This is a genomic window from Sphingomonas sp. CFBP 13728 (assembly GCF_014841895.1).
Classification (GTDB): domain Bacteria; phylum Pseudomonadota; class Alphaproteobacteria; order Sphingomonadales; family Sphingomonadaceae; genus Sphingomonas.
In genome coordinates this window covers 357,101-372,292 of sequence record NZ_JACYUS010000001.1, presented here as the reverse complement: position 1 = coordinate 372,292, position 15,192 = coordinate 357,101, and the positions used below count along the sequence as shown (strand labels likewise).

Annotated in this window: 16 protein-coding genes; 5 read left to right on the top strand and 11 right to left on the bottom strand. The window is 67.9% G+C overall.

Annotated features, from left to right (window positions below):
- Positions 1 to 83 precede the first annotated feature (83 nt).
- Entirely contained in the window at positions 84 to 368 is a 285-nt protein-coding gene (locus IFT67_RS01550) for a hypothetical protein (protein WP_192144783.1), read from the top strand.
- 21 nt (positions 369 to 389) lie between these two features.
- Here IFT67_RS01550 and IFT67_RS01545 read toward each other — a convergent pair whose 3' ends face one another.
- The 6 genes from IFT67_RS01545 to IFT67_RS01525 form a co-directional block, all read right to left on the bottom strand.
- Positions 390 to 2,039 (bottom strand): oleate hydratase, encoded by a 1,650-nt coding sequence (locus IFT67_RS01545; protein ID WP_192144782.1) that lies wholly within the window; start codon positions 2,037 to 2,039, stop codon positions 390 to 392.
- A 43-nt stretch (positions 2,040 to 2,082) separates the two neighbouring features.
- On the bottom strand, positions 2,083 to 2,514 hold the full coding sequence (locus IFT67_RS01540; protein ID WP_192144781.1) for a response regulator transcription factor: 432 nt from the start codon (positions 2,512 to 2,514) through the stop codon (positions 2,083 to 2,085).
- Positions 2,515 to 2,582: 68 nt separating this feature from the next.
- Positions 2,583 to 3,215: a response regulator transcription factor gene (locus tag IFT67_RS01535; protein ID WP_107962301.1), complete on the bottom strand. Its 633-nt coding sequence runs from the start codon at positions 3,213 to 3,215 to the stop codon at positions 2,583 to 2,585.
- 8 nt (positions 3,216 to 3,223) lie between these two features.
- A complete protein-coding gene (locus IFT67_RS01530; RefSeq protein ID WP_244647127.1) occupies positions 3,224 to 4,936 on the bottom strand; it encodes a PAS domain-containing sensor histidine kinase in 1,713 nt (570 codons plus the stop codon).
- Between the two features lies 1 nt (position 4,937).
- Positions 4,938 to 5,072: a hypothetical protein gene (locus IFT67_RS20850; RefSeq protein ID WP_258191315.1), complete on the bottom strand. Its 135-nt coding sequence runs from the start codon at positions 5,070 to 5,072 to the stop codon at positions 4,938 to 4,940.
- Between the two features lie 3 nt (positions 5,073 to 5,075).
- Positions 5,076 to 5,894: a universal stress protein gene (locus tag IFT67_RS01525; protein ID WP_192144780.1), complete on the bottom strand. Its 819-nt coding sequence runs from the start codon at positions 5,892 to 5,894 to the stop codon at positions 5,076 to 5,078.
- 224 nt (positions 5,895 to 6,118) lie between these two features.
- Here IFT67_RS01525 and IFT67_RS01520 point away from each other — a divergent pair, with 224 nt between their 5' ends.
- The 4 genes from IFT67_RS01520 (at position 6,119) to IFT67_RS01505 (ending at position 11,250) form a co-directional block, all read left to right on the top strand.
- Positions 6,119 to 6,769 (top strand): BON domain-containing protein, encoded by a 651-nt coding sequence (locus IFT67_RS01520; RefSeq protein WP_107962303.1) that lies wholly within the window; start codon positions 6,119 to 6,121, stop codon positions 6,767 to 6,769.
- Positions 6,770 to 6,771: 2 nt separating this feature from the next.
- Positions 6,772 to 7,473 carry a VIT1/CCC1 transporter family protein gene (locus IFT67_RS01515; RefSeq protein ID WP_192144779.1) on the top strand — a complete coding sequence of 234 codons (702 nt, stop codon included), beginning with the start codon at positions 6,772 to 6,774 and terminating at the stop codon, positions 7,471 to 7,473.
- Positions 7,474 to 7,636: 163 nt separating this feature from the next.
- Positions 7,637 to 8,629 carry a L,D-transpeptidase gene (locus tag IFT67_RS01510; protein WP_244647126.1) on the top strand — a complete coding sequence of 331 codons (993 nt, stop codon included), beginning with the start codon at positions 7,637 to 7,639 and terminating at the stop codon, positions 8,627 to 8,629.
- Complete coding sequence (locus IFT67_RS01505; RefSeq protein ID WP_192144778.1) at positions 8,626 to 11,250, top strand: cation-translocating P-type ATPase; 2,625 nt, start codon at positions 8,626 to 8,628, stop codon at positions 11,248 to 11,250. The genes IFT67_RS01510 and IFT67_RS01505 overlap by 4 nt, the downstream gene beginning before the upstream one ends.
- Here IFT67_RS01505 and lysA read toward each other — a convergent pair.
- From lysA to IFT67_RS01480, 5 genes are all read right to left on the bottom strand, one after another.
- On the bottom strand, positions 11,238 to 12,527 hold the full coding sequence (lysA, locus tag IFT67_RS01500) for a diaminopimelate decarboxylase (protein ID WP_192144777.1): 1,290 nt from the start codon (positions 12,525 to 12,527) through the stop codon (positions 11,238 to 11,240). The two genes, IFT67_RS01505 and lysA, sit on opposite strands and share 13 nt — an antisense overlap.
- Positions 12,528 to 12,621: 94 nt before the next feature.
- Positions 12,622 to 12,903 (bottom strand): hypothetical protein, encoded by a 282-nt coding sequence (locus IFT67_RS01495; protein WP_192144776.1) that lies wholly within the window; start codon positions 12,901 to 12,903, stop codon positions 12,622 to 12,624.
- Positions 12,900 to 13,382: a class I SAM-dependent methyltransferase gene (locus IFT67_RS01490; RefSeq protein WP_192144775.1), complete on the bottom strand. Its 483-nt coding sequence runs from the start codon at positions 13,380 to 13,382 to the stop codon at positions 12,900 to 12,902. Before IFT67_RS01490 ends, IFT67_RS01495 begins: the two co-directional genes overlap by 4 nt.
- A 33-nt stretch (positions 13,383 to 13,415) precedes the next feature.
- The gene (locus tag IFT67_RS01485; protein WP_107962309.1) at positions 13,416 to 13,682 is read right to left on the bottom strand and encodes a hypothetical protein; all 267 of its coding nucleotides are present in this window, start codon (positions 13,680 to 13,682) and stop codon (positions 13,416 to 13,418) included.
- A 98-nt stretch (positions 13,683 to 13,780) separates the two neighbouring features.
- On the bottom strand, positions 13,781 to 15,187 hold the full coding sequence (locus IFT67_RS01480; RefSeq protein ID WP_192144774.1) for a PepSY-associated TM helix domain-containing protein: 1,407 nt from the start codon (positions 15,185 to 15,187) through the stop codon (positions 13,781 to 13,783).
- Positions 15,188 to 15,192 lie beyond the last annotated feature (5 nt).

Sequence of the window (15,192 nt, the reverse complement as noted above, 5' to 3'; positions counted from 1 at the left end):
TCCTGCGCTAGGGTCGGAACAGGATCAGCTCCATCGGAACCCGCATCATGCGGCGGCGATCGCGGGCCAGCGGGGAGTTCGCAATGAACGCTATCCACACCGAAATGCGCTATTTCCAGCGGCGTCTCGACGACACGCTGGCGATGGCGGATGCCGCGGCCGGCCCCTGCGCGCGCAAGGCCCATCAGTTGCTCGCGCGGCTGTACGGCGAGGCGCTGGACGCGCTTCTGGCGCAGGCGTCGACGATATCGGTTCAACGGCGCCTGGCGTTCTCTCCAGGCATTCTGCGTGCGGATCGCAACGCGACGGCGCGCGGGCATCGGTCCTCGACACACCGGATGCAACGCACGCTGACGCTCGCCTCGTAAAGCGCCGGTCGCTAACGGGACCTAGCTGGTCCCGTGGTCGCCGATCGTCGCAAGATCGTGGAGCGCGACGAATGCCCTGAACAGCACGCGCGGATCGAACACGCCCTTGTACACCGCGGGGGGCGAACGGCGCAGGCCGAGCAACCCGTAGACCGCGGTCTGCGCCGAGCGGACCGAATATTCGACCGTGAACACGCAGTCGTCGGGCATCTCGCAATATTGACCGATGATCGCGAGGTTGGCGGTGCCGGCGGGGATCACGTCGGACCGGTCGCCATGCCTACGCGGCATGAACTGGCTGGTGATGAACGGCATCATGCACGGGATGCAGATCGCGCTCGCGAGGATCGCCTCGGCCTTTGCAGAGAGCCCGAGATGGCCGAGGATCTCGGTCATTATCTCGCGGCCGGTACAGTCGCTCATCGGCTTGCGGACGAAATCGCCGATCGCATCGACCGACAGGCCGTATCCCCAGAACACCGCGACGTCGTCAGGCTGGCCGAGAAAATGCGGCTGCGAGGGGATGACGATCGAGGCTAGCCAGCTCGACTCGGTGAACGTGATCAACCCGCCTTCACCGGGGACGTTGCCGGTCGCGTCGCGGATCAGCGTCAGGAGCGCGGCGTCGTGCAGCGTGGTCGTGAACGAGACCCATTTCGAGCGATCGACGTCCTCGGTGAACGCGGCCGGCTGGCCGAATTCAGGGCGATCCTTCGCGAGCCTTGCCCAGAGTTTCCACGCCCCGCCCATGCCTGCGCCGTGCAATTCGGGTGGGGCGTCCATCGACCCGAGGCTGGAGCCCTCGGTCATCGAACCAAGCGTGAGCATCACGTAATCGTCGGTATCGATGCGAATTTCGCTGGTCTTGCCACCGCCCTCGATGCGGATGCCGCGGACGACGGTGATCCCGTCCTCTTCGGCTAGGCGGAGATCGGTGACGGTGGTGTTCATCCGGAACTGTACGCCGCGCGCAACCAGCCAGGCGTGAAGCGGGCGGACCATCGAGTCATACTGGTTCAGGGGCGTGCGCATGATCCCCTCCAGCCGGTTGAAGCCGCCGACCATGTGCGCGAAGCGGAGCAGGTATCGCTTGAACTCCACCGCGCTGTGCCAGGGCTGGAACGCGAAGGTGGTGCACCACATCATCCAGAAATTGGTCTTGAAGAACGCGTCGTCGAACTGATCGGCGATGGTGGAGCGATCGAGGATCGCCTCGGGCGTGATCGCAAGCCGTTCGAGACCGCGGATCTGGTGTCCGGTCAGGCCGAATTCGGGCGCGACGTGGCGCTGTCCGCCGGAAAACAGGCGCGAATGCGACGACGTTTTCATCGTCGCGTTCCAGTCGAAGATCTCCTTCGTGACGGTCTTGTCGCCGTCCAGCGTCGGGACCGACGAGAAGAGATCGAACGTGCAGAGGTATTTCGACTCGAGCATCCGCCCGCCGCGCAGCGAATAGCCCTCCGCCGCGGAGCCGCCGCCGTCGAGGCTGCCGCCTAGCAGCGTGCCTTCGTCGATGATCGTGATATCCGTGCCGCGCATATCGCCGTCGCGGATGAGAAACAGTGCCGCGGCAAGCGAGGCGATCCCGCCGCCGACGAGGAATGCCCGGCCTTCGTCGCGGGGGACGGAGGCGGTGTCGGGGTCGTCCTGGAATGGATCGGTGGCGGTCATGGCAAAGTCCTTGGCGACAGAATGGGCTGATACGTGGGCGAGGTCATCCCGCGGCGTTCCAGCCGGACCAACTGCGATCGATCGACGCGGCGATCGCGGTGAGCAGGGAGGCGTCGCCGGTGCCGCGATCCAGGATGCGGTCGCCCTGGCGCTCGGCGGCATGGATCAGCGCGGGCGGCGGAGCGGTACCGTCGAGCAGGATCGCCTTGCCGCGCCAGCCGGATGCGCGCATCGCCCGCAGCATGTCCGTGCCGTCGTCGTCGGGATCGCGACCGCCATGCCCCTCGATATCGACGACGATGCAGGGAAAGTCGCGCGAGCGAGGATCGGCAAGCAGCGCCGCACTGGTGGCGTAGGAGCGAACGTCGTAGCGCTCCGACAGCAGCATGATCTGGCGCGCGCGTCGGATCGCCGGATCGCCATCGACCAGCGATATGCCGATGCCGTCATGGGGGGTGGTCGAATGGTCGGTCATCGATGGTCCTTCGTGACATCGGATGACAGGGTCGAACCGCGCCGTCTGTACGTATAAGACGAGGGGCGTCAGGCGGGTTCGGGCATCTCGCCCAGGCCGGCGGCGAACGCGATGCGCAGGACGTCGGACAGGCTGCGCGCGGACAGTTTCTCCATCAGGTTCGCGCGATGGACTTCGACGGTGCGCGTGGCGATGTCCAGGTCGTAGGCGATCAGCTTGTTCGGGCGCCCCAGCACCATGCCGTCGAGGACGTCGCGTTCGCGCGGCGTGAGCGCGGCGAGGCGGACGACCGCGTCGGCTGCGGCGAGATGCTCGCGGTCGGAGCGCGCCGCCTGCGCCAGCGCGGTCTCGATCGCGGCGAGCAACGCGGTGCGCTCGAACGGCTTTTCGAGGAATTCGACCGCCCCCGCCTTGATCGCGCGGACCGCCAGCGTCACGTCGCCGTGACCGGTCAGCATGATCACCGGCAGCGCGATGCCGGACTGGGCCAGTCGCGCCTGCACGTCGAGACCGTCGATATCGGGCATGCGCACGTCGAGCAGCACGCAGCCCCGCGTCTCGCGCGTGACGGCCTTGAGGAAATGCGTGCCTGCCGGATACGTCTCGACCGCGTAGCCTGCCTTGCGCAACAGGAAGCCGACCGACTGGCGGATCGCCTCGTCGTCGTCGACGATGTGCACCGTTCGCCCTGGTTCAGTCATGGCTGGTGTCAGTCATCGGTTTCGCTTTCCTGGGGAGCGGCGAGCGGCACGGTGAAATGGAAGGCAGTGCCGCCCGTCGCGATGCCGCCCGCCCAGATCCGGCCGCCATGCGCCTCGACGATCGTCCGGCAGATCGACAGGCCGAGGCCCATGCCGTCTTCCTTGGTGGTCGCGAACGCCTCGAACAGGCGCGCGCGGACCGCCGCGTCGATCCCCGTGCCCGTGTCGGTCACGCTGATCCGCATCCAGCCGTCGCGGTCGGGCGCGGTCGCGATCGTGAGTTCCTTGCGCGGCGACGACGCCATCGACTGGATCGCGTTGCGGATCAGGTTGACGAGCACCTGCTGGATCTGGACGCGATCGACGCGAACCGTGGCGGCTGCGACGTCGGCGTCGGCGTTGGTCGCGTCGGCGATCGTCTTGGTGACGGTGATGCCCGCTTCATGCGCGCCGAGCAGGCCGAGACTGGTCGCCTCCTCGACGAGCACGTCGAGCCGCTCGTCGCGAAACCCGGTATCGCCACCATCGACGAACGCCCGCAGCCGTCGGACGATCGTTCCCGCACGCAGCGATTGCGCGGCCGCCAGATCCAGTGCCTCGGCGATATCGACGAGCAACGGCGTGTCGTCATCGCCGATCATCGCCCGTGTCGCCTCCAGGTAATTGGCGATCGCGGTCAGCGGCTGGTTGATCTCGTGCGCAAGCGTGGAGGCCATCGTCCCCATCGCGCTGACCCGCGATACATGGACGAGTTCGGACTGAAGCTCCTGCAGGCGGCGTTCGGTCGCGTGGCGGTTGGTGAGGTCGCGGATGAAGCCGGTGAAGATCCGCTCGCCCGCGATCGACGCCTCGCCGACCGCGAGTTCGATCGGAAACGTCTCGCCCCCCTTGCGCATGGCCCGTTCGAGACGGACGGCGCCGATGACGTGGCGCTCCCCGGTGTGCCGATACGTCCGCAGGTGCGCATCGTGATCGCGCGCCTCGGCCTGCGGCATTAGCATCGCGACGTTCTGGCCGATCACCTCGCGGGCCGCATAGCCGAAGACAAGCTCGGCGGCGGCGCTGAACGAGGCGACGATGCCGTTCTCGTTCATCACGATCATCGCATCGGGGACGGTATTGAGGATCGAGCGAAGGTGATGTTCGCGCCGCACGATCGCCGCCTCGGCAGCCTTTTCGCGCGTGATGTCGCGGATGACCTTGCCGAACCCGCGCAACGCGCCCGCATCGTCGTGCAGCGCCGTTATGGTCACGGCTGCGAGAAATTCGGAGCCGTCCTTGCGGACGCGCCAGCTCTCCTCCTCGATCCGTCCGCAGGCATGCGCCTGGGCGAGATCGGCCTCGGGCTTGCCTGTCGCGATATCGTCGGCCGGATAGAAGATCGCGAAGTCCCGGCCGATGATCTCCGCTTCGGCCCAGCCCTTGATGCGTTCGGCACCGCGGTTCCAGATCGTCACCCGGCCTTTCGGATCGAGCATGTAGATCGCGTAGTTGGTCGCGCCGTCGATCAGGAGCCCCAGCTCTTCGGCGAGCGCGGCATCGCCGCGTGCCACCGCGTCACCGGTCAGGCCGCCGTCCGGAGACTGCGCAGCGATCATGCGCGCGGCACGGACTGTCTTGGCAATGATCTGCAAGTCATTGAGACGAGGGCCTTGTTCGACGAACGGTTCCGCTTCGTCATTCGCCGAGAGTTCGACGTGCAACGTTGGAACATGACCCATGTTAAGCTAGATATCCGCTATGTGCTAATAGTCCTTCGACGAGGATGATCACCGCCAAAATCGTCCCGCCGATGAATGGTCTTGGATTCATCGCGATCGACGCGGCCAGATACTTGCGGAGCGCCATCGCGATCATGCGCTAGTGCGATAGTAGCGTGCAGCGTCGGTCGCGTAGCAACAGGTCTCGCGTGACCCCGCCGAACGCCCATTCGCGAATTCTGCTATGGCCGTAAGCGCCGGCCACGACGAGATCCGCGTCGACGTCGTTGGCGATCGAGGCGAGCGTATCGATACTGGTGCCCTTCATCCGGACCACGATCTTGTCCACGTCGACGCCCTGCCGTGCGAGCCACGCGGCGACATCCTCGAGCGGTCCGCGAGCGTCGAGCGCGTCGATCGCGACCGCGACGATGATCACGCGGTCTGCGGCGTGCAGTATCGGCAGCGCATCGCTCACCGCACGGCGACATTCGCGCGTATCGGTCCAGGCGACCATGACCGTCCTGAAGCTTGCCGTGGCGGCACCGTCGGGCACGACCAGCACCGGACGGCCCGCGCGCAGGATAAGCTCGCCGGTATCGGCATGCGTCGACAGGTCGGCGTATCCCGGTCCGGCGCTGGTGATGACGAGATCGGCCGAGCGCGCATTCTCCGCGACGACATGCGCGATGTTGATGAGCGTCGGGATCGAGCGCCATTCGAGGACGTGGCCAGCGAGCCGCTCATGCGCGTGGAACTCGGTCTCGGCGCGGGCGAGTTCGTCGGCGACGATATCTCGTTCGATCACGGCATATTCGCCGCCGAGATAGCCGTCGCACGCGCCGATCTGGACCGGCTGGCAGGCGGCGATGCCGATCACCGACGCGCCGTGGCGATCGGCGAGCGTCGCCGCGACGTCGAGCAACGCGGCGTTCGGCCGGCCGCCGTCGAGATGCACCAACAGGGTGGAATAGGTCATTATGGCGTTCCCCGATCCGGCTTCGATCCGGGCGCATATCCGGCGCCCCGATCCGATCAGCGGTTTCGTCGATCACGCAGGGTCGCGAAAGGATCGGGAACTACGCAGGCCGACCGCCTGGACGGTGTGCGTAGTTCCCGACGCTGTCGGCGCAGTGGCCCCTCGATAGGGTGACGCTCGCCGGTTCGGGGCTCCCGTGCCGCGCCATCCTTCAGGAGAGTGTCATGACAGCCGACGCCAGATTGCAGAAAGCCGTGCTCGCCGAACTGAACTGGGATCCAAGCGTACCCGCGGGGCACATCGGCGTCACTGCGAACGGCGGCGTCGTGACGCTCAGCGGCCATGCCGGCAGCTATGCCGCGAAATACGCAGCCGAGCGTGCCGCCGGGCGCGTCGAAGGCGTGAAGGCGGTTGCCGAAGAGATCGAAGTGCGGCTCGAGGAACGCTTCAAGCGCGGCGACGAGGCGATCGCCAGCGCCATCGTCGAGCGGCTGTCCTGGGATACCACCGTGCCGCACGACACGGTCCGGGCGCAGGTCGAGGATGGCTGGGTTAGCCTGCGCGGCGAAGTGCGCTGGCATTTCCAGAAGGACGCCGCAGAGGCGGCGGTACGGCCGCTTGCGGGGGTCATCGGCGTGATGAACCACATCGCACTCACGCCGCGGGTCGACGTCACCGACGTCAGCAACGATATCCGGACGGCGCTGCACCGTTCCTGGTTCTTCGATGGCGACACGATCAAGGTCACGGTCGATGGCGGCACCGTCAGGCTGACCGGCTCGGTCGACTCGCCGCACGATCGCAAGGTCGCAGAGCGGACGGCCTGGGCAGCACCCGGCGCGGTCATGGTCGAGAACCTGCTCCAGGTCGTGTGATCGTGCGCCGCGGCGTCGTTCACCGCGAACATCATGTCGCGGACCGGATCGGCTGGCTGCGCGCGGCGGTGCTCGGCGCGAACGACGGGATCGTGTCGACCGCGAGCCTGATCCTCGGCGTCGCCGCCGCCGGCGCGCAATCCAGTGCGATCGTCGTCGCGGGTATTGCGGGGCTGGTTGCAGGCGCGATGTCGATGGCGGCGGGCGAGTATGTCTCGGTCAGCGCCCAGGCCGATACCGAGACCGCCGAACTCGATCGCGAGCGCGACGAACTGGTCGAGGACCCGGTTGGCGAGCTCGCTGAACTGGCAGGGATCTATGTCGAACGCGGCGTGGATCCCGATACCGCCGCGACGGTTGCGGCCCAGTTGATGGCGAAGGACGCACTTCGCGCGCATGCTCGCGATGAACTCGCCATCACGGTCGGTGCAGGGGCCAGGCCGGTGCAGGCGGCGCTCGCGTCGGCGGCGAGCTTCATCGTCGGCGCGGCGATGCCGGTGCTGATCGTGTTCGTCGCGTCGCGTTCGTCCCTCATCGTGGCGGTCGCCGGCGGGTCGCTGATCGTCCTCGCACTGCTGGGCGGGATCGGGGCGAAGACAGGCGGCGCGAACATCTGGCGCGGGGTCGTCCGAGTCACGTTCTGGGGCGCGTTCGCCATGGCCGCGACCGCAGCGATCGGCCGGCTGGTCGGCACGGCCGCATGATCTCCGCCGACGTTGTGGCGGTGTAGCGTCGATCGACCTTCATCCCGGCGCTAGGGGACCTCGAAAGCGAACAGCGATCCGTCCTGCTGCGTAGTTTCCGACGGTAATGCGCACGCCGATCGCCGGATAGCGACGGTTGGTAATATTTTCCCGATCGGACCCCATGATGACGATCCGCCGCATGACGTGCAGCCTCGCGCTCGCCTTGAACGTCGCGACGATTTCCGCAGCGCAAACGCCGGCGCAATTACCGGCCCCAATGCCTACCAGCATCGATGGCCGGATCGAGCAGCTCAAGCCCGGCGAGTTCCTCTGGGCGCCGGCGATCGCGCCGGCCGGGCCCGTTACCATCATCGTGAGTCTCGCCACGCAAAAGGCCTATGCCTACCGGAACGGCGTGCCGATCGGTGTCTCGACCGTGTCCACCGGCAGCGACGGCCATGCGACGCCGACAGGGGTGTTCACCGTGTTGCAGAAGGACGCGGATCACGTCTCCAACCTCTACAAGGACGCCGCGATGCCGTTCATGCAGCGGCTGACCTGGGGCGGGATCGCGATGCATGCAGGCAACCTGCCAGGCTATCCCGCGTCGCACGGCTGCATCCGACTGCCCCCCGCGTTCGCCAAGCTGCTGTTCGGGATCACGCGTCTGGGGATCACCGTCGTCATCACGCAGGACGCGCGCGTTCCGGTGGTGGCGGCGACGCCGGGTATCCTGGGTGCAGGACGGTCGGGTCGCGAAGACTTCGCATGGAATCCCGCACTGTCGCGGACGGGCCCGGTGTCGATCGTCGTCAGCGGCCGCGACCGGCGCGTCGTCGTGCTGCGCAACGGCATCGAGATCGGCTCCAGTGCGATAACGGTCGATGCTCCGATCGAACAAACGTCGGCCTTCACGCTGCAATCGGTCGACGCTGCGGGCGAACACTGGCTGCGGTTGCCGCTGCCGGGCGATCCGCGAACCGGCGAGCTGACCGCGGAGGATCGCGCCAAGGGGCAGTTGCCGGACAAGTTCCGCGTTGCGCTGGCGACGGTGCTGACGCCGGGCACCACCCTGTTGGTGACGCGCGAAACGCTGGCGAATGCCGGAACGGGAACGCCGGTGACGATTATCGAAACGGGTGCCCCGGCCGGTGCCGAAGCAGGCGGCCGATGATCGTCGATCGACCGATCGACGCGCCGGTACCCTCGGCAACGATCTGGCATGCGACATCGACCGATCACATCATGGCGGTGCTGGGAACGCGCGACGCCGGCCTGACCGCGGCAGAAGCCGCCGGGCGGTTGATCCGCGACGGTCTCAACGAGCTCGCGCCGCCGCCGGTGCCGTCGACGCTGCTGCTGTTCCTGCGGCAGTTCAACAGTCCGCTGATCTATCTGCTGGTCGCGGCGGCGGCGATCTCGCTCTCGCTTGGCCATCGGACCGATGCGGGGTTCATCGGCGTCGTCCTGCTCGTCAACGCGGCGATCGGCACGTTTCAGGAGAGCAAGGCGGCGGACAGTCTGGCGGCGCTCGGGCGGATGATCGGCCAGACCGCGATGGTGCGGCGTGGCGGGATGGTATCGGTGATCGATGCCCGCGCGCTGGTCGTCGGGGACGTGGTCGAGCTGGAGAGCGGCATGGCGGTGCCTGCCGACATCCGCTTGTCCTCGAGCAGCGCGCTGCGCGTCGACCAGTCGACGTTCAGCGGGGAATCGGTCGCGGTCGCGAAGGATCAGGCGGTCGTCCTGCCCATCCGGACGGCACCTGGCGAACGCGCGACGATGGTCCTGGCGGGAACGATGATCGAGCAGGGTCGCGGCGTCGGGATCGTCGTCGCAACCGGGGCGAACACTGCGCTCGGCGCGATCGACGAGTCGTTGCGCGCGACGAAGCCGACTCCGCCGCCGCTCGTGATCCGGCTCGACAGACTGGCGCGCCAGATCAGCATCGCGACGATCGCCCTGATCGTCCCGTTCGCGCTCGTGCTGTGGGTGCAGGGCCGGCCGGGCGACCAGATCCTGCTGCTTGCGGTCGCGCTCGCGGTGTCGGCGATTCCGGAGGGGTTGTCGATCGCGGTGACGGTCGCGCTGGCGGCAGGCACCAGGCGGATGGCCGCGCGCAACGTGATCGTTCGCTCGCTGCCCGCGGTCGAGGGGCTTGGCGCCTGCACGATCATCGCCAGCGACAAGACGGGGACGCTGACGCGAAACATCCTGTCGGTCGAGCGCATCCTGCTGGCCGACGGGCGGACGTTCGTGCGGGCCGATTGGGCGGATGATGGCCTGGCGGCGATGCGGCGGGCGGCAGCGCTCTGCAACGAGGCTTCGGTCGGTCCTGACGGCATGCCGGTCGGGGATTCGGTCGACGTGGCGCTGTTGGGCTTCGCGCGCGACGGGGGCGAGGATCTGTCGGTGCTGCACGCGGTACCCCGGATCGCGGCGCTGCCGTACGAACCGGAGCGCAAGTTTTCGACGGTCGCCGTCGCAGAAGGTAGCGGCGCACGGGTGTTCGCCAAGGGGGCGCCCGAAGTAGTCCGGCGGATGTGTCATGCGATCGACCCCGTGGCGCTGGAAGCCGCGACGGCGATGGCGGAAGACGGCTACCGCGTGATCGCGGTCGCTGCCTCGGACGGCGCGACCACGACCGATCCGGACGCGCCTACCGGGCTCGTGCTGCTTGGCTGGATCGGGCTGATCGATCCGGTCCGCCCGGAGGTGCCGGCAGCGATCGCGCGCTGTGCCGAGGCCGGGATCGGCGTGCGGATGGTTACGGGCGATCATCCCGGTACCGCGCTGACGATCGCGCGCGGGCTCGGGCTCGAGGTGGCTACCGATCAAGTGGTCACCGGCACGGAGATGGCCAACCTGGCCGACCAGCCGGGGCGGCTGGCCGGGCTCGTCCTCGGCGGACGCGTATTCGCGCGGATCGAGCCGGTTCAGAAGCTGGAGATCGTCCGCATCCTTGCCGCCAGCGGTGAACTGGTCGCGGTGACGGGCGATGGCGTCAACGATGCGCCCGCGCTCCAGGCCGCTCATATCGGCGTGGCGATGGGTATCGCGGGCACCGACGTCGCTCGCGGCGCCGCCGATCTGGTGCTCGCCGACGACAATTTCGCCTCGATCGTCGCCGGCGTCGAGGAGGGCCGCGTGACCTACGCCAACGTGCGGCGGATCGTCATCATCCTGCTCGCGACCGGGATCGCCGAGATCGGCATGTTCATCGGTGCGGTGATGCTGGGCCTGCCGATGCCGCTGATCGCGGTGCAGCTGCTGTGGCTCAACCTCGTCACGAACGGCGCGCAGGACGTGATGCTCGGGTTCGGGCGCGGCGAGGGCGACGAACTGCGCCAGCCGCCCCGCTCGCCGAGCGCGCCGATCCTCGACCGCAGTGCGATCGCGCTGATGATCCCGCCGGCGCTGTTGATGACCGGGCTGGCGTTGTACCTGGTATCGGGGATGCACCGCGACGGGCGGCCGCTCGCCGAAATCCAGAACGCGGTGCTGCTAATGACGGTGCTGTTCCAGAACGCCTATGTGCTGTGCATGCGCAGCGAGCGACGCTCGATCCTCCGCGAGCCGTTGCTGTCGAACGCATGGCTGCTGGTCGGCGTCGGCATCGCGATCGCGTTGCAAGTGACCGCGATGCTGTGGCCGCCGCTGGGCCGGGTTCTGGGTACCGCGCCGGTGTCTGCGGGCACCCTGTGGTTCTGCGCGGCGGCAGTCGTCGCGACGATCGTCGTGACCGAGGCGACCAAGCACGGCGTTGCGATATGGCAGCTGCGTTATCGGCGCTGACGGGAGAGCGAAAGCGTCGGCCGGCGCCAGCTCGGGACGGGCTGTACGTCCAGCGTCGCTTGCGGCGAAATGCGGTCGGCGACCACCGCGAACCGGTCGTCGTCGACCAGTACTTCGGGGATCAGCGGGCGGCAATTATAGGTCGAGGCCATCGTCGCGCCGTATGCGCCGACGGTGCGGAACACCGCGAGATCGCCGCGGCGGACGTCGTCGATCGCGCGGCCCATCGCGAAGGTGTCGCCGCTTTCGCAGACGGGACCCGCGATGTTGGCGACTATCCGGCGACCGTTCGGTTCGACCGCGACGAAATCATGGAACGCGTCGTACAGGGCGGGGCGCGCGAGATCGTTCATGGCTGCGTCGACGATGACATAGGGATGCGTCGCGCCGGGTTTCACCCAGAGTATCTCGGTCAGCAGCACGCCGGCCTCGCCCGCCACGAACCGGCCCGGCTCGAACATCAGCGTCGCGTCCCAGTCGCGCGTGACGCGCGCGACCATCGCGCCGTACGCCGCGGCGGTCGGGTAGATCTCGTCGGGGCGATACGGGATGCCGAGCCCGCCGCCGAGGTCGACATGCGTGATCCGATGCCCTGCCGCACGCAGGTCCGCGATCAGCGTGCCGACGCGGGAGATGGCGGCCTCCAGCGGTGCGAGATCGGCGATCTGGCTGCCGATATGGATCGCGACGCCGCGCAGATCGAGGCCGTCGAGCCGTGCCAGTCGTGCATAGATGCCCGGCGCATCGTCCAGGCCGACGCCGAACTTGTTGTCGCGCCGGCCGGTCGAGATCTTCGCGTGCGTGCCCGCATCGATGTCGGGATTGACGCGCAACAGCGCCACCGCGCGCAGCCCGCGCGCCGCCGCCAGCCGCGCCAGCACGACGCCTTCCTCCTCGAACTCCACATTGAACTGGCCAACCCCCGCATCAAGAGCAGCGATCATTTCGGCATCGGTCTTGCCGACGCCCGAAAAGACGATTGCCCGCGGGGGAATGCCCGCGGCGAGCGCGCGCAGCATCTCGCCGTGCGATACGATGTCGGCGCCATATCCCTCGGCCGCGAGCAATCGCAGTATGGCGAGATTGGGATTGGCCTTCACCGCGAAGGCGACGTGCTGGCGTGCGATCGGCGCGAGTCCGGCCCTGAAGGCGCGAGCGGAGGCGCGAAACGCGGCGGTCGAATAGACATAGGCAGGCGTGCCGATGCTCGCGGCGATCACGGGCAGGGGCACGCGTTCGGCGTGGAGGACGCCGTCGCGGTAGTGGAAAGGGGACATGATGGTTCCTGGGAAAAGCCCATGTCGCGCGATCCCGCAGCGAGCGGGACCGCGCGTTACGATAAGGAGGGGTTGCCGGTCGAAAGGCGCGCGTTCAGCGGGTGGAGTGGGTCTTCACGCCCGGGCGCTGCCGTCGCTGGCCACGGATCGCGGCGACGAGGTTGCGGTGGCCGCTGCGTTCGACGCGAAAGGCCATCGGCACGCGCTTGCCCTGCACGATCAGCACGACTCCCGCGACGGCGAGGACGAACGCCACCAGCCCGAGCAGCGTGTCGATCCCGTGCGGCGAAGGCAGGTCTCGGCGGCTGCCGATCGTGCAGGCAAGGCCGAAGACCGCGACCCCGGCGATACGCCAGGCGAGATCGCGCGTGGTCATGCCGCCACCGCGCGCGCGATCGTCGCGGGATGATCGATCACGACGCGTCCGGCTGCTGCGATCGCGACCGACAGACCGGCGCGGCCTGCACTGTTATCGCACAGCAGGATATCGGCGGGAAATTCGGCTTCCTCGGTGAGCGCCGCGCGCAGGTCCGCCAATTCGAACGACATACCGATGGCGGGATCGTCGAGGCTGGCGGCGGCGGCGCGGGCCCGGCCGATCAGCGCGGGCGCGCCGTCGATGCCGCGACCTTCGATCGCGGTGAACCCGAGCGAGCGCGCATGGCGTACCGCTCGCAAGAGCAGCGTGCCGGCGCCGCAATCGGCATCGACGATGCGAACGCTGCGCCGTTTGGCGAGTCGTAGTTCGCCGAGCGCGGCGGCGACGGCGGGCCAGCGATCATCATGCTCGGGACGCGTCGCGGTCGCAGGGGCGTTCGGACGCCTGCGGGACTGAAGGCTATGCGAGACGGACATGTCTGGCGCTCCGGAAAACGAGGGACGGGATGGTCACGCGGCACGCGGCAGCGCGGTTTCCCAAGGGGCGACGGGCTCGAACGAGACCTGCGGCACCAGCGGTGTCGTGACGACTACCACCCTTGCGCCGGGAAAGCCGTGGCGCTCGGCACGCGCGAACGCCATCGCCGCGGGGAACGAGACGAAGCGCCCTTCGAGCCGCCCGCCGCTTTCCTGGACCAGCCAATGGCCGGCGGCGTCCTGTCCTACGGTCAGGGTCGAGATGCCTTGGTCGGGCTCCGGATCGGTAACCAGCAACACTGTCGGGCTCCTTCATGCTGTGAGGAGCCGGTAATTATGCGCGCCGCCATAGCATCACGAGCCCGATTTCGGCCTGCGCGCATAGGGTTTGCATAGGGTCAGGTCGGTATCGACGACCTGCGCCCGAACCGGTCGCGGGCGAAGAGGATCGATCGGTCGAGCAGGAAGATCGCGAGTGCCGACACCCCGAGCATCGGGAAGGCGAGGCCCGCTGCGATCAGGATCGCGATGGCGCCCTTGATCCGGGGGGAGGGGACGCGGGCCGGGGCGGCGAGGCGGCCTGCCGGGCGGCGTTTCCACCACATGACGATGCCGCTGACGACGAGCAGGACGATCGCGATACAGATCGACAGCATCACGAGCTGGTTCGCGAGCCCGAAATAATTGCCCATGTGAAGCTGGACGCCAAGCTCGATCGCCTTTGCCGCCCAGCCGTAATCGGGATAGCCGACCTCGCGGATCAGGCCGCCGGTCCACCGATCGAAATAGAGCGTGCGCTGGCCCTGTGGCCGGTCGGGGTAGGTGTAGGCGGTGTAGACGCCGGTAGCGCCGCTCGGCAGGAACAGGCGGTAGGCGCCAGTCACGCCGTAGGTGCGGATCACCGAGTTGGCGATCCGGTCTGTTCCAGATACGGCCGCGTCGTCGCGGACGGCCATCGCCATCTCGTGTCCGGCATGCCCTGCATGTTCGGAGGAGGGCGCGGAGCTTGGCATCGGCGCGAGTTCCATCGTCCACGGAGCCTCGCCAAGCGCCGTCTTCATCGGCACGCTCGTCGGCGCGTTGTGCGTGCGGTTCGAGGCGGGGTAGCCGATACCGATCGCCGCGGTGCCTCGGTTGAGCAGGTCGCCTTCGATGCCCGCCCAGGGGAGCCCGGTCAGCAGCAGGAAGGCGATGAACGCGACCGACCAGACCCCGATCACCGCGTGCAGGTCTCGCCAGAATAGCCGTCCGCCCGCGCGCAGCCGGGGATAAAGGATGCCGGCGAACCCCCGGCGGTTACGCGGCCACCAGAGGTAGAGGCCGGTGGCGATCAGGACCAGCGCCCAGCAAGCCGCCAGCTCGACAACGCGATCACCGATCGTCCCGAGCGTCAGCGACCCGTGCATCGCGTCTGCGAACCCGACGAGCGTGCGAGCGTAGATCGTCGATCCCAAGACGCGTCCGGTGCCTGGATCGACCGCCACGCGCAGTGGTTCGCCTCGGTTCGGCGTTACATACACGACGGCAGACCGGTCAGCGGCGCCGGGAAGGTCGATCCGGGTCGCAGCGCCCGGATATGCGGTCAAGGCGGCGCGGATCATGCGGGACGGCGGCACGTTCGTCGTATGCAGCGCGACGAAGCGTTGCGAAGGATAGAGCGCGTCGTCGATCTCGTCGTTGAAGAGGTAAATCGCACCGGTGATGCTGAGGATCAGCAGGAACGGCGCGACGATGAGGCCGGCGTAGAAATGCCACCGCCAGATCGCGCGGTAGGCCTTCGGATCGATCGAACTGGCGGACGCCATTGGGA